The organism is Rhizobium etli CFN 42 (assembly GCF_000092045.1).
GTDB classification, from domain to species: domain Bacteria; phylum Pseudomonadota; class Alphaproteobacteria; order Rhizobiales; family Rhizobiaceae; genus Rhizobium; species Rhizobium etli.
Map to the genome: position 1 here is coordinate 18,863 of NC_007765.1, position 14,894 is coordinate 33,756.

Consider the following 14,894-nt stretch of genomic DNA (forward strand, 5'->3'; position numbering starts at 1 on the left):
AGTTCGCCGTTACGACAATGAGTTTCGGCAGGCACAGCTGCTGAAGCGAATCCTTCTTTCGAAGTATGTGCGTAACAAGGGGACGTATCATGGCCACCAATGTCGTGCGGCGCTGGCAGCGAGATGATCTCATGAAACAGCGCGTCTTGATCGTCGAAGATGAATTCCTCATCGCCCTCGATCTCGGCGCGACGGTGGAAGGCATGGGCATGCAGGTCGCCGGCTTGGCAAATGATCGCGAACAGGCGCTGCGGCTGGCACCGTTGGCCGATATCGCCTTCGTCGACGTCAATCTTGCCGACGGCCCGACCGGGCCCGAGATCGGCCGGCGGCTGGCGCAAGAGCACGGCATCGCCGTCGTCTTCATGACCGGCAATCCCGAGACTGTCGCCGACGGCGTCAAGGGCGCGGTCGGCGTTGTCCAGAAGCCGGTCATGCCTTCGGTTGTCGAACAGCTGGTGAAGTATCTTGCCGCACGCCGCGCCGGCATGTTCGCCGTCGTGCCGGCGCAGATGACGGTTTTTGCCTGATCAGCCGGATATGGCTGCCAGCTGCGGCGGAGCGCCGGCCTTCTCCGCTGCGGGTCGGCCATAGGCCCTGAGAAAAGTGCGAACGGCATTGCGGGCCGCCTTTTCAAGTTCGGCGTCCGTCGGCGTTCCCCCGAAAAGGGTCATCATCTGCAGGTCGGCATTGCCGAGCGCGACGAACTGCCGGGCGGCGACGTCGAAATCGTCGATGACGAGCGCTCCTTTTTGCGCCAGCCGCGCAAGAAGCGCGGAAAGCGCAGTCGTCAGCTTGCCGGGCCCGTGCTGGCGCCAGCTTTCGAAGAGATGCGGGTAGCGCTCTCCCTCCGTCTGCACCAGCTTGCGCAGGAATTTTCCGTCGTGGTTGCAGATGCAATTCTTGTTCAGGCGCATGACGAAGGCGGTTAGGTCGTCCTCCAGATTGTTGGCGTCAGCAGGGAAGGCCGACAGCACGGAGAAGAGCATGGCATTGGCGCGGTTCATGACGTCCTCGACGACGGCGACGAACAGCGTTTCCTTCTCGCGGTAGTGGTTGTAGATCGTCTGCCGGGAGACACAGGCGACGGCGGCGATCTCGTCGATGCTGGCGGCGGCAAATCCCTGGCGGCAGAAAACGTCGGCGGCGGCATCGAGGATTGACATGCGCTTGGCACATTGCCCGCGCTGGCTATGCCCCGTCATCCGGACTGCCGGTGTCATGCGATCGTTCATGAGAGCGAAGATAAGACGTCTTGACGTTTTAGACAATGGCGTCTAATTTTACAGCAGTGTCCAAATTAATTGACACTCCTGCTTCCCAGCTGAAGATATGAGCTCCCAACTTCGTCTTCGCGCGAACGATCATCATTGAACCCTAAGAGCACTGCGGCGAAACACCATCCGGCGTCTTTGCTCGCGCTTTTATGAAAGATCACCACTATGACGGCTTCCTTCTTCCGCATTGCCCTCATTCTCGGCCTTTTATCGGCCATCGGCCCCTTCGCCATCGACATGTATCTGCCGGCGCTGCCTTCGATCGGCCAGGATCTGCATGCCGACAATAACGTCACCCAGCTGACCCTGCTCGCCTTCTTTATCTCCTTTGCGCTCTCACAGCTCGTCTACGGTCCGATCTCGGACATGTGCGGCCGCAAGCTGCCGCTCTATCTCGGCATCGGCCTCTTCGCGCTCGCCTCGATCGGCTGCGCGCTTGCGACCGATATCGAAACCCTGATCGCCTTCCGTTTCATCCAGGGCATCGGCGGTGCTGCCGGCATGGTCATTCCTCGTGCCATCGTCCGCGACATGCACACCGGCGTTCAGGCGGCGCGCCTGATGTCGCTGCTCATGCTGGTCTTCTCGATCTCGCCGATCCTGGCGCCGCTGACCGGCAGCGCCGTCATCGAGTTTTACGGCTGGCGCGGCGTGTTCTGGGCCGTGACAATGGCGGCCTTGATCGGCCTCGTTCTGCTCGCGACCCAGCTTGACGAGACCCGCCCGGCCACCGAGCGTAGCGGCAGCGGTCTCGGGAGCGCCATGGCCGCCTACCGGCTGCTGCTTTCCGACCGCAATTTCCTGACGCTGACCTTCATCGGCGGTCTCGGCATTTCGAGCTTCCTCGTCTATCTCGCCAACTCGCCCTTCGTGCTGATTGAGCATTACGGCCTGACGCCAACACAATACAGCTTCGCCTTCTCGATCAACGCCGTGTCCTTCTTCGCGGTATCGCAGGCGACGGGCTGGCTCGGCGAGCGTTTCGGCCTGGTGCGCGTCATGCGGATTGCCGTCAGCGCCTTCGCGCTGGCCATGGTCGTCATGGCGGTGGTGATGGCCGCGGGCTTCAACCAGCTGCCGGTGATGGCGACCTTCCTCTTCATTGGCTACGGCTTCCTCGGCCTCGTCATCCCGACGAGCGCCGTGCTGGCGCTTGAGGATCACGGCGCAATCGCCGGCACCGCCTCGTCGCTGATGGGCACGCTGCATTTCGTCATCGCCGCCGTCGCCATGGTGATCTCGAGCCTGTTCTTCGACGGCACCGCCGTTCCGATGGCCGCCGGCATCGCGCTCTGCGCTTTCGCAGCCTTCGTGCTGACCCAGGCAACGATCGGCCGCCGTGCCGCCGTAGCCGCTGCCGAATAGTCAAAGACCGGCCGCATCCGATCCCGGATGCGGCTACCATATGGTTGCGGCATCGAAGAAAATACGTCGCGCGATTGAATATCGGCGGGCGGCGCTATCTAAGCTCCGACCAACATGATCATTCCGGAGAATACGCATGGTTGATGAGAAGCGGCTGATCTCGAAAATCACCTGGAAGCTGATGCCGTTTCTCGGCATCCTCTATCTGATCGCCTATATCGACCGGCAAAATGTCAGCTTCGCCAAGCTGCAAATGGTCGATGCCCTGGGCCTGAGCGAATATGCCTATGGTCTTGGCGCTTCGCTCTTCTTCATCGGCTATTTTCTCTTCGAGGTGCCGAGCAATCTCTTCCTCGACAGGCTCGGCGCGCGTGTCTGGTTTGCCCGCATCCTGGTCTCCTGGGGCCTCGTTACCATCGCGCTCGCCTTCACCCAGAACGCGGCGATGTTCTATATCCTCCGTTTCCTGCTCGGCGTCTGCGAAGCCGGCTTCTTTCCCGGCGTCCTTTATCTCCTGACGCTATGGTTCCCTTCGGGCTATCGCGGCCGGATGGTCGGCCTGTTCATGATCTTCAGCGCCATCGCCAATGCCGTCGGCGCACCGCTCGGCGGCGCGCTGCTTGATCTCGACGGCCTCTACGGCTTTGCCGGCTGGGAGTGGGTGTTCCTGGCGACCGGTATTCCGGCCGTCGTCGCCGGCATCGTCACCTTTTTCTATCTTCCCGGGCGGCCGGAAAATGCGACCTTCTTGAGCAGCAACGAGAAGAAATGGCTCGAGCGCAGGCTCGCTTCGGAAAATGCCGGCATGGCCGAAAATGCGTCGGACGGCTTCAAGGCGCTCGTCGACCCGCGCGTCCTTTTAATGGCGCTCTGCTATATCGCCTTTCCGCTGTCGGCCTATGGGCTGAGTTACTGGCTGCCGACCATCGTCAAGGCCTTCGGCGTCAGCAACACGGTGAACGGTTTCCTCAACGTCATTCCCTGGCTGCTGGTCGCAGTCGCGCTCTATGCCGTTCCCGCCATGGCCGACAAGGCACAATCGAAGACGCCCTATATCGTCATTCCGGCGTTTATCGGCGCCGCCTGCCTGCTGCTGTCAGCGCTGATCCCGAACCACACTCTGCAATTCGCCTTCCTCTGTGTCGCCGCCGCCGGCATCTTCGCCCCCCAGCCGGTGTTCTGGAGCCTGCCGTCGCGCTTCCTGAAAGGGGCGGGTGCGGCGGCCGGGCTTGCCGCCATCAATTCGGTCGGCAATCTCGGCGGCTTCGTCGCCCAGAATGTCGTGCCCTGGATCAAGGATGAAAGCGGCAGCACGATCGCGCCGATGTTCTTCCTGGCCGCCTGCCTTGCGGCCGGCGCCCTTCTGGTCTTCTTCGTGACGCGTCAATTGTCGAGCCGGGAAGCTGCGGCGGCACCGAGCCGGGTCTGAGCGGTGTGCTTCAAGCCGTCAGTGTGAAGGCGTCGCTTTCGCCCGGAACGAGTTCCATCGGCCAGATCCTGTTGCGGGCGCCCTGCGGATAGTGATCGGCATAGGCCGGCATGGTGGCGAGCAGGGTTTCGCCGAGCTGGGCGCCGAGATCGCGCAGCGACATGCGAAAAGAGGTCAGCGTCGGCTGCAGGAAATGCGTGCGCGACTCTTCGCGGAAGCCGACGACGGCGAGGTCGCGGCCGGGCACGATGCCGGCCTCCGCCAGCCTGCGGTAAAGCCCGATCGCCATCAGCTCGTGGATCAGGATGATCGCCGTCGGCCGGTCTTCGATCATCAGCAGTTCGTGGCCGGCCTGATAGCCACCCTGTTCGCTCGACTTGACGCGGATGACGAGCGCCGGGTCGAAGGCTAGGCCGTGGCTTTGCAGCGCCTGGCGGTAGCTGTCGAGGAAGATATAGCCGAGATTGATGTCGGAGGAGGGGGCAGCCACCGCAATCCGCCGATGGCCCTTTGCGACGAGCCGGTCGACGCCGCGCGCCGCCACGCCTTCGAAATCGAGATCCATCCAGGTATAGCTGCCGCCGGACGCGCTGCGGCCGAGCGCCACGAAGGGGATGCGGGCCTTTTCCAGAAGCTCGATGCGCCGGTCGGTGCGCCGTGTCGCCGAGATGATCAGGGCATCGACGAGGCGGCGCGCGACCATGCGCTTCAGATATTCGTGCGGATCCTCGTCATCAGGGCAGGGCAGCATGACCAGATCGAGCTTGTGCCGGGAAAACACGCTCTGCAGCCCGTCGGTGACGCCGAGGAAGAAGTCGTCGCTGTTTTCGACCGTCTCGCGGCTCACTTCCAGCATCAGCCCGATGACATTGGTCATGCCCTGGCGAAGGCTGCGGCCCGACTGGTTGGCGACGTAGCCAAGCTCCTCGGCGGCGGCGAGCACCCGCCGGCGCGTTTCCTCGTTGACATCGGGCTTGCCATTCAGCGCACGGGACACGGTCCCAATCGAAATATCGAGATGCTCGGCGAGCTGGCGGATTCCCTTCATGTCAGCCGATTTTCCTCCCCTACGGCGCCGTGTCATCGTCCTTCTTGCCACAGGATGACCTCTGCGAAAAGCCATGGGAGAAAGAGGTTACGGTAGGTAGCTCCGGCGGATGACCAGCTCCGGGACGACGCGTTCGTAATCTGCAGGCGCGTCCGGATTTTCGAGACGCGTGGCTCGACCCCGGTCGGTGGCTGCTCTCCTGCCGGCATGTCGCTGATATAACTGAAAAAGCCGAGGCTGCGGAACGCAACCTCGGCTGAGGGTCGAGCGACGCTGACGCGTTCAACGCCGCTTCAAAAAACGTCAGGTCTACTCGCAGACCCGTACGGTTTCGGCGTGATAGCCGCCGTCGTAGCGGTTGCGAACGTCGCGGTCCTCATACCAGCATCTCGGTTCGACATAGCGGGGGCTCTCGACATAACGAGGGCCTTCATCGACGTAGCGCGGGCCACCGTTGGCAATCGCGCCGCCGATCAGGCCGCCGACCACGCCTGCGGCAACGCCGCCGGCGATGATCCGGCCGGTATTGTTATGGTGATGATGGTCACGCGCGGCAGCGGGCTGAACAGCCGATCCAACAAGGGCCGCCGCGATCAACAGGCTGCTAATTATTCTTTTCATAACTTTCTCCTCAGTGGTACCGGCCCCCGATTAGGAGGGAAATGCGGCAGCAAGGCGTTGGTTCGTTCAATCTTTGCAACATGAGTTAATGCGTGTCATCCGCCTTTAGTCTTAGGTCGCCGATTGTGTCGCCGTCGTCTCTTCCAGCACGTCTTCGGGAATATCGTCGAACGAGGCGTAGTTGAGGTTATAGAGCCTGGAATAGAGCTTGCCGTTCTTCATCAGCTGGCGATGGTCGCCGCTTTCGATGATCTCGCCGTTCTGCAGCACAATGATGCGGTCGGCCTCGCGGATCGTCGCCAGGCGATGAGCGATGACCAGGCCGGTGCGGTTTTCGAGCAGCTTGACGAGCGCCTTCTGGATCAGCATCTCGGTATAGCTGTCGATATTGGCCGTCGCCTCGTCGAGCACCAGGATCTTGGCGTCGGCCACCAGCGCTCGGGCGAAGCTTAGGAGCTGGCGCTGGCCGAGCGAAAGATTGCCGCCGCGTTCACCGAGAATGCTGTCGTAACCATCGGGCAGACGCATGATGAAATCATGGGCGCCGACGGCCTTCGCCGCCTCGATCACCTGTTCGCGCGTCGCCTCAAGCTTGTGGTAGCGGATGTTTTCGAAGACGGTGCCGGTGAACAGGAAGGGCTCCTGCAGCACCATGGCGATCTGCGCGCCGAGCGAATCCTGCGTCAGCGCACGCACATCATGGCCGCCGACCAGCACCTGGCCCTGCTGCACGTCGTAGAAGCGGTGGATCAGCGACATGCAGCTCGATTTTCCGGACCCCGTCGGCCCGACCAGCGCCACCGTCTCACCGGGATTGACCTTGAAGCTCACATGTTTCAGCACCGGATGTTTCGGATTGTAGCCGAAGATTACATCCTTGAATTCCACCGAACCGTCCATGTCGCGCGACAGGATCTTGGCGTCGGGCGCGTCCTCGATGTCGACGGGCACGTCGAGCACCTCGGTCAACCGCTGGCCGGACGCCATGGCGCGCTGCATCACCGAATATTGCAGCGTCAGCGACCGGATCGGGTCGAAGAAACGCTGGATATAAAACAGAAAAGCGACGAGCACGCCGACATCGAGCGCCTGGTTTAGAACGCGGGCGCCGCCGACGACGATGACAAGCGCCATCGCTACACCGGTCAGGCTGTCGACGATCGGCACCATCACCTGGGCATAACGCGCCGCCGTCAGATGCGTCCTGAGATTGGCATGTGCCTTGTCGTCGTAGAGCGTGAAGTTGACGCCCTGCCTGTCCATGCTCTGGACGGCGCGCACGCCATGGATCGCTTCGGCGAGTGCGCCGTTCGCCACCGAATTGGTCTCATGCGCGGCCATGAAGGATTTGCGGGCGAGCGGCAGCCAGAACAGCCGGACCACGAACAGCACCGGCAGCACCGCAAGCGTCAGCAGGCCCAGCTTGAAATCGAGATAGAGCATGACGAAAACGATGCCGAAGAGCAGCACGATGTCGCCGACCGAGAGAACCGAGGTTTCGAGGAATTCCTGCATCGAATTGACGTCGCCTTGCAGGCGCGACATCAGCCGCCCCACTTCGGTCTTGTCCATGAAGGAGAGCGAGACGCGCTGGAGATGCGAGAACATCGCCTTGCGGATGTCGAAGAGCACCTCTTCGGCGACGTTGCCGACCAGCGTCTCCTGGGCGTAACTTGCCGCATAATTGATAAGGATGGCGATGGCGAAGGCGGCGATCGCCGAGATCAGCGCCGAAGGATTGCCGCCCGGCGACATGCCGTGGTCGATGGCGTAACGGATGATCAGCGGGATCAGCAATTGCATCGTCGTGAAGGTCAGGACGGCGACGACCGCCCAGAGGACTTGGGTGCGGTAGGGGTGAACGAATGCCCAGATGCGCTTGACGATGTTGCCGTCGAAGGCCTTGCCGAACATTTCCTCCTCGATGCGATGCGAACCGACCACTGCCCGCGGCGGGCGGCGGCCGTCCTCGCGAACGTCGGAACGCTCGGTTTCCAGTTCCTCGGCCATCGTCGTTCCTCCTGCGGCCATCACTTGAGGTGGTCCGCGCGTGAATTCTTTGTCCGCTTCTCCAACGGGGAGAAGGTGCCCGACGGGCGGATGAGGGGGCCACACGGCACGCCCTCGTTTGCCCTTCGCTACCGCGCCTCGCCCCTCATCGCCTCGCTTTGCTCGGCACTTCTCTCCAGTGGGGAGAAGAGGGCAACTACGCGCTCAACACCTCGTCGCCGGGCCGTACCTGCAGCTCGTACAGCGCCTTGTACCGTCCGCCGAGCGCCAAAAGCGCCTGATGCGTGCCGCGCTCGACGATTCTTCCGTCTTCGACGAACAGGATCTGGTCGGCATGCATCAGCGAGCTCAGGCGGTGGGCGACGATGATCGTCACCCGGTCGGCGGCATAGCGGCGCATGGCGCTGCGGATGCGCTGTTCGGTGGCGGCATCGATCGCCGCCGTCGAATCGTCGAACACCATCACCGCCGGCTTCAGCATCAGCGCCCGGGCAATCGAAAGACGCTGCCGCTGACCGCCGGACAGCGATATGCCGCGTTCGCCGACGACGGTGCCGTAGCCGGTGGGCAGGCCGAGCACGTAATTGTGCAGCTGGGCGCTTTCGCTGGCGCGTTCGATGCGGCTTTCCTTCGCCCAAGGGTCACCATAGGCGATGTTGTTTTCGATCGTCGTCGTGAACAGGAAGGAATCCTGCTGCACGACGGCAACGGCGCGGCGCAGCGACTGCAGGGTTGCCTTGCGGATATCCTGGCCGTCGATGGTGATCTTGCCGCCAGTGACGTCGTAGAAGCGCGGGATCAGATGGGCGATCGTCGACTTGCCGCTGCCGGGCGGACCGACGATGCCGATCGTCTGGCCGCGCCGGGCTTCGAAGGAGACATCGTGGAGCACCGTGCGCTTTTCCGAGCCCGGATAGGCGAAACTGACATTTTCGAAGCGCAGCACGCCTTCCGTTACCGCTAATTCTTTGGCATCCGGCGCATCCTTGATCGCGATATCGAGGTCGAGCAGGTTGAAGAGACGCGAGCCGCAGGTGGAGGCGCGGGCAAAGGCATTGACCATCAGGCCGAGCTGGCGCACCGGCATCTGCAGGATTGTCATGAAGGTCAGGAACGAGGCGAGCGTGCCGACGGTGATCTCGCCGGACATGACCTTGCCGCCGCCGATCCAGAGCACGAGGCCCATCGCCGCGAAGAAGGAAAAGGTCATGGCGCTGGTATTGACGACGCGGATGCCGACCCGCTGATGGGCAAGCGCCAGCGCGTTTTTCGAGGCCGCCTCGAATTTCGTGAGTTCATGCTCCTGCGCGGCAAAGGCGCGCACGACGCGGATGCCGCCGAGATTCTCCTCCATGATGCGGGTCAGCACCGACAGCCGCTCCTGCAGGTCGAGCCAGGTGGCGCGCAGCCTGAGCTGCGTCACCGAGGAGCGCCAGCCGACGAACGGCACGAAGGAGAGCGCCAGCAGCCCGAGCACGGCATCGGTCGACAGCAGCATATAGGCGCCGATGCCGATCAGGATCGTGAGCAGGATCATGCGCACCAGCGCGGTGGAAAAATACATGCGCACGCCTTCGAGATCGAGCATGCCGACGGTGATCAGATCGCCGGAATGCACGGTGTCGTGAAAGCTGAAGGAGAGTCGCTGGATCTTCTCGTAGCAGGCCAGGCGCAGCTCGTAGCCCATGTGGTGACCGACGGACTCACTGAAATAGTTCTGCACCATGGTGAAGAGGCCGCGCAGCACGCTGGCACCGAGCAGCAGCAAGGCCGTCGTCAGCAGCGCGTCCTGCGCGACCTGGCCCGCCGCACCGCCGCCCATCGCCATTTGCGTGTGGTCGACGGCCTGGCCGAGAAGGCGGGGGATCATCAGCTGGAAGGTCGATGCGATGAGCGTGGCGCCGATTGCAAAGCCCGCCTGCCAAGGGTGGCGGAAGGCCATCACGGTGATGCGCACCAGTGTAAAGAGGCCTCGGCCCCAGCCTGCCGCAGTTGCAAGCGCCATCGAAGCCGAAGGCTTCGTCGCGCGTGTTAACGCATCGCTGCTCACGGTATTTTTCCAATAGATGTGTGCTCGGACGCTGGCCCGAAAAGACGGCAAATCCATGAAAGGATTGATAGCACCGTCAGTTTTGCCGATTCCATTTGGCGGTTCAAGTAAAGAATTCACCAACTGGTTATTTTTGCGTGAGGCCGCCTCGCCTCGGCCGCGGGAACAATCGGCGCGCGGGTGGGTTGCACCGGGCAGATCCGCCAGGGCAACCGTTACCGGAGAGATACGATGCCGCTGAAAGCCCTTGCTCTCAACGCCACGCTGAAGACCAGCGACGCCAAGGACCCGTCGTCGACCGACCGGATGATCGGTCTCATCGACAAGGCGTTGTCCGAATATGACGTTGTGACCGACGTGCTTCGCCTTGCCGATTTCAACGTCAAGCCGGGTGTCACCTCGGATGAAGGCGCCGGCGACGACTGGCCGGATATCCGTGCGAAACTATTGGACGCCGATATTCTGCTGATGGCGACGCCGATCTGGCTCGGCCAGCCGTCCAGCGTCTGCAAGCGGGCGCTGGAGCGCATGGACGCCTTCCTTGAGGAAACGGACGATCAGGGCCGCATGGTTTCCTATGGCAGGGTCGCAGCCGTTGCCGTTGTCGGCAACGAGGATGGCGCCCATCATGTGTCGGCCGAACTCTACCAGGCGCTGAACGATGTCGGCTTCACCATTCCTGCCAATGCGGTCGCCTATTGGGTCGGGGAAGCGATGGGTTCCACCAATTTCGTTGATCTCGACAAGGTGCCGAAGGTCGTGACAAAGGCCGTCGACATGCTGGCGCGCAATACGGCGCATCTGGCCGGGTTGCTGAAGGCAAAGCAATATCCCGGTGAAAGCGCTTAAGACTAGATGTGGAGCCTTATCACTTGATTACGGTTCATCGGTCGAGCGGCAACAGGACGCTGCTCGACGCGGCACTGGCAAAATCAAATATCAAACTTCGCTGGTTTTACGAGGTAACGCATCTGTCTACCTCCCTCGGTTTGGTGGAGGCTGGCCTTGGGATTTCGGTGCTGCCACGAATGGCAACCCCGCGCGAAGACCATCCAGCCCTGATCACCCGCCCCATCCGCAATCCTGAGATCTCCCGTACAATCGGCGTGGTTCGACGTTGCGGCGGCACCTCTCGCCGGCGGCAGAACGGTTTCTTGAGATGTTGATAGGTGTATGGGGAACGTAATTGAAGGCGCTGCGACGAGAGTTCGAGGAACGGATCAAACGTTGCTCACAGTGAAAATACTCTAAGAGGGAGCGCAGAGATGGCCAGCCCGTGATCCGCAATCAGCGGATCCGGCCAGTCCGTTGAAGGCGAGACGGTCAGGCCGAGGCGGCCGCCGAGGCGTGGCCACTGCGGCGCAAGACGTTTTGTTTGGAAAATATGCTTATTTTTTGAACGGCTTAAGCTTCGAGTCCAATAAATCCCTTGCCACTGGCGATTTTTGGCGCTTTCATACACGACTAGATTGATAGACTATCGTCGGCCTGCTTTGCCCGGGAATGTTGCTTGAGGGCCGCCTATACGGACCCATGCGGCGGAAGTTTGCGAATGGCCGAATGAACCTGATCAACGCGTGACCCATTGTTTATGCGTTGAAACCTCGATCGACCCCAGGGTGCGGATGAAGCCGCAAAGGAGTTGCGATGACGGTTCAGGGACTTTTTTCCGCAAGAGCCAATGCGGCGGCGCAGATATCGGCCGTTCCGCGCATTGCGATCGTCGGGCGCGGCTTTTCCGGCATGATGACGGCCATTGCGCTGATGAAGACGGTGCGCGCGCCCTTTCACCTGCAACTGTTCGATCCGAACTCGTCGGTCAGCGGCGGCCAGGCGCTGGCCTCTGCCCGCGCCTCGACGATCCTCAATACTCGCGTGCGCGATCTCTCGGTCGCGGTCGGCGACAGCGACGATTTCAACGACTGGCTCTGTACCAACGCCGCCTTCCGTGCCGCCGTGCCGGCCGCCATTCCGGGTTTCCGGCAGATATTCGTGCCAAAGGACATCTTCAGCGATTATGTCTACCAGCGGTTTTCCGAAGCGCTGGCGGCGCGCCGGGACATTACCGTCCAGGTCTGCAACGATCCTGTGGTGGCGATCCGCCGGAGCCACGGCAACCGCTTCCTGCTCGAAAGCGCCAATCCGGCCAATCCGCTATTCGATACTGTGATCCTCGCCACCGGCTACGGCCTCAGCGATCCGCATGCCGAGGCGCCGGAGGTTTCGCCGGTCCGCGCCCAGCGTCTCGTCGCGCGGCCGCATGCCGTGCTGCTCGGCAGCGGCATTCGCGTCGTCGACCAGTTGCTGCAACTGCGCGATTCCGGTTATGCCGGCCAGGTGACGATCATTTCCCGGCGCGGCTTCCTGCCCCAGAGCCATACGCCGAATTCCGCCGATCCGGTGTTCCCGGCCGAAGCGCTGCCTGAGAGCCTGCCCGACATCGTGCGCTTCATCCGCCAGGCCTGTCGCGAGGCGGAAGAAGAGGGGCGAAGCTGGCAGTCGGTGATGAACGGCCTCAGGAAACATGCTCGCTCGCTCTGGCGCTCGCTGCCGGCCCGCGACAAGCATCAGTTCAACCGACATTTGCGAGCGATCTATGACAGCCATCGCAATCGCCTGCCGGAGGCCATGCACCTGCGCCTGCAGCGCGAGCTTGCCGAAGGCCGCACCGTGCTGCGTCGCGGCCGGGCCGGCCGCCGCGGCTTGAGCGGCCTGTTCTTCACGCCGGCCGGCTCCTCTGTCGAAGAGGTCATCTATGCCGAGCGCATTATCGATTGCCGCTGCCAGGCGCCGGATCTTTCCGCGCCGCTGATGCAGAGCCTGTTTTCCTCCGGCCTCGCCATGCCGGACGAACTTTCGCTCGGGCTGGCGGTCACTGCGCTGGGCGAGCCCTTCCTGGAGGACGGCTCAACGGTCGCCGGACTGTTTGCCGTCGGCCCGCTCGGCCTCGGCAGCCTGCCCGATATTGATCTCGTCCCCGAGATCGTTTCACAGGCCTATGCCGCTGCCGAGCGGATCGGCGAGCGGTTCTATCCGCAGGTCAGGGCCGTCTGAAAAAGTGTGATCTTTTCGGAACCATCTGCGCCCCCGTAGCGTTAAGAGCGCTGGTGACCGAGAGGGGCAGATGGAAGTGCTGGATCGACATGTTACGTCTCTTAGCGAAGAGGGACGCTTTCGTCTTCTGGTCGATGCCATCACCGACTACGCCATCTACATGTTGAGCCCCGAAGGCATCGTCACGAGCTGGAATACCGGCGCTCAGCGCTTCAAGGGCTACAAGCCCTCGGAAATTCTCGGCGAGCATTTTTCGCGTTTTTATGTGGACGAGGACCGCGCGGCCGGAATTCCCGAGCGCGCGCTTGCCACGGCGCTCGAGCAGGGACGGTTCGAGGGGGAGGGCTGGCGCCAGCGCAAGGACGGCAGCCGCTTTTGGGCGCATGTCGTCATCGATCCGATCCGCCACCCCTCCGGCGAACTGGTCGGCTTTGCCAAGATCACCCGCGACCTCACCGAACGCAGGGCCGCCGAGCACGCGATCCGCCAGAGCGAGGAGCAATTTCGCCGCCTCGTCCAGGGCGTTTCGGACTATGCCATCTACATGCTCGATCCCAATGGCAATGTCAGCAGCTGGAATTTTGGCGCCGAGCGCATCAAGGGCTATCGGCCTGATGAGATCATCGGCCGGCATTTTTCGACCTTCTATACGCCCGAGGATCGCGCGGCTGGCCTGCCGGAGACGGCGCTGCGCGTCGCGCGCGCCGAAGGCCGGTTCGAAAGGGAAGGCTGGCGCGTCCGCAAGGACGGCACCCGATTCTGGGCGAGCGTCGTTGTCGATGTCATCCGGGGCGATGACGGCGAAGTCCTCGGTTTTGCCAAGATCACCCGCGACATCACCGAAAAGATGGAGACGCAGCGGGCGTTGGAACAGGCCCGCGAAGAGCTTTTCCAATCGCAGAAGATGGAGGCGATCGGTCAACTGACCGGCGGTATCGCCCATGATTTCAACAATCTGCTGATGGCCGTCCTCGGCAGCCTGGAAATCCTTAAGAAACGCATGCCGCAGGATCTCTCGCTGACATCGCTCGTCGACAATGCCATGCAGGGCGCCCAGCGCGGTGCTGCCTTGACCCAGCGCATGCTTGCCTTCTCCCGCCGGCAGGAATTGCTTATGGAGCCGATCGACGTCTCCGGTCTGGTGCGTGGCATGATGGATATTCTGAGCCGTTCGCTCGGTCCTCTCACCACGATCGAAACCTCCTTCCCCGTCAGGCTTCCGACCATCCTCACAGATCCGAACCAGCTGGAGATGGCGATCCTCAACCTCGTCGTCAACGCGCGCGACGCAATGCCGTCGGGCGGCCGCATCGTGCTGCGCGCGTCGGAGGAGTCGATCGCCGCTGGCAAAGGGCCGCTATCGGCCGGCCGCTATGTCCGGATCGCCGTGATCGATGAAGGCGAGGGCATGGACACAAAGACGCTGGAGCAGGCGGTTACGCCATTCTTCACCACCAAGGGTGTCGGCAAGGGCACCGGTCTCGGCCTTTCGATGGTGCAGGGTCTTGCAACCCAGTCCGGCGGCCGGCTCATCCTGAAAAGCCGCCCCGGCGAAGGAACGACCGCGGAATTATGGTTCCCCGTCGTCGCCGTCGAGCAGCGGGCCGCTGTAGCGGCCGACGTGCGGCGAGCGGATGACGATGCACGGCGCCGGCTGCGCATCGTCGCCGTCGATGACGACGGCCTGGTCTTGATGAATACGACGCTGATGCTCGAGGATCTCGGCCACACCGTCTTCGAGGCGATGGCCGGTCCCGAGGCGCTCGACATCCTGCGCAAGGAGTCGGTCGATCTGGTCATCTGCGATCACGCCATGCCGCGCATGACTGGGGCGCAGCTCGCCGAGGCGATCCGCAGCGAGTGGCCCGAGATGCCGATCATCCTCGCCACCGGCTATGCCGATCTGCCCGACGGCGCCGGCGCCGCCAATCTGCCCCGCCTTGGCAAGCCTTTCTCGCAGGCGCAGCTCGCCGATGCGATCAGCCGGGTCGCTTCTCAAGGAGCGTGAAATGAGGCGGCTGAGCTGGTCCGGCGAACCCG

General features: G+C 62.5%; 11 protein-coding genes and 1 pseudogene. 7 read left to right on the forward strand and 5 right to left on the reverse strand.

Annotated features, from left to right (window positions below; genetic code table 11):
- Positions 1-89: 89 nt before the first annotated feature.
- Entirely contained in the window at positions 90-530 is a 441-nt protein-coding gene (locus tag RHE_RS24090; protein WP_011427872.1) for a response regulator, read from the forward strand.
- Here RHE_RS24090 and RHE_RS24095 read toward each other — a convergent pair whose 3' ends face one another.
- Positions 531-1,271 carry a TetR/AcrR family transcriptional regulator gene (locus RHE_RS24095; RefSeq protein WP_041679049.1) on the reverse strand — a complete coding sequence of 247 codons (741 nt, stop codon included), beginning with the start codon at positions 1,269-1,271 and terminating at the stop codon, positions 531-533.
- A gap of 171 nt (positions 1,272-1,442) precedes the next feature.
- Here RHE_RS24095 and RHE_RS24100 point away from each other — a divergent pair, with 171 nt between their 5' ends.
- Together RHE_RS24100 and RHE_RS24105 are read left to right on the forward strand one after the other, a co-directional pair.
- Positions 1,443-2,642, forward strand: a complete 1,200-nt coding sequence (locus RHE_RS24100; RefSeq protein WP_011427874.1) for a multidrug effflux MFS transporter — start codon at positions 1,443-1,445, stop codon at positions 2,640-2,642.
- 136 nt (positions 2,643-2,778) lie between these two features.
- Positions 2,779-4,071, forward strand: coding sequence for an MFS transporter (locus RHE_RS24105; RefSeq protein ID WP_011427875.1), 1,293 nt, complete (start codon positions 2,779-2,781; stop codon positions 4,069-4,071).
- Between the two features lie 10 nt (positions 4,072-4,081).
- On the opposite strand, the gene RHE_RS24110 is transcribed toward RHE_RS24105, so the two are convergent.
- The 4 genes from RHE_RS24110 to RHE_RS24125 all read right to left on the reverse strand — a co-directional run bounded on the left by RHE_RS24110 (position 4,082) and on the right by RHE_RS24125 (position 9,755).
- Positions 4,082-5,119: a LacI family DNA-binding transcriptional regulator gene (locus RHE_RS24110; protein ID WP_011427876.1), complete on the reverse strand. Its 1,038-nt coding sequence runs from the start codon at positions 5,117-5,119 to the stop codon at positions 4,082-4,084.
- Between the two features lie 309 nt (positions 5,120-5,428).
- Positions 5,429-5,740, reverse strand: a complete 312-nt coding sequence (locus tag RHE_RS24115) for a hypothetical protein (RefSeq protein ID WP_011427877.1) — start codon at positions 5,738-5,740, stop codon at positions 5,429-5,431.
- 111 nt (positions 5,741-5,851) lie between these two features.
- The gene (locus tag RHE_RS24120; RefSeq protein ID WP_011427878.1) at positions 5,852-7,750 is read right to left on the reverse strand and encodes an ABC transporter ATP-binding protein; all 1,899 of its coding nucleotides are present in this window, start codon (positions 7,748-7,750) and stop codon (positions 5,852-5,854) included.
- Between the two features lie 196 nt (positions 7,751-7,946).
- Positions 7,947-9,755 (reverse strand): ABC transporter ATP-binding protein, encoded by a 1,809-nt coding sequence (locus RHE_RS24125; RefSeq protein WP_041679089.1) that lies wholly within the window; start codon positions 9,753-9,755, stop codon positions 7,947-7,949.
- A 276-nt stretch (positions 9,756-10,031) separates the two neighbouring features.
- On the opposite strand from RHE_RS24125, the gene RHE_RS24130 reads away from it, so the two are divergent.
- From RHE_RS24130 to RHE_RS24140, 4 genes and pseudogenes are all read left to right on the forward strand, one after another.
- Positions 10,032-10,649, forward strand: a complete 618-nt coding sequence (locus tag RHE_RS24130; RefSeq protein WP_011427880.1) for a flavodoxin family protein — start codon at positions 10,032-10,034, stop codon at positions 10,647-10,649.
- 5 nt (positions 10,650-10,654) lie between these two features.
- A pseudogene (locus RHE_RS32190) lies at positions 10,655-10,986 on the forward strand (LysR substrate-binding domain-containing protein); the annotation flags it as partial.
- Positions 10,987-11,447: 461 nt separating this feature from the next.
- Positions 11,448-12,854: an FAD/NAD(P)-binding protein gene (locus RHE_RS24135; RefSeq protein ID WP_011427882.1), complete on the forward strand. Its 1,407-nt coding sequence runs from the start codon at positions 11,448-11,450 to the stop codon at positions 12,852-12,854.
- A 70-nt stretch (positions 12,855-12,924) separates the two neighbouring features.
- The gene (locus tag RHE_RS24140) at positions 12,925-14,862 is read left to right on the forward strand and encodes a hybrid sensor histidine kinase/response regulator (RefSeq protein ID WP_011427883.1); all 1,938 of its coding nucleotides are present in this window, start codon (positions 12,925-12,927) and stop codon (positions 14,860-14,862) included.
- Positions 14,863-14,894: the final 32 nt, after the last annotated feature.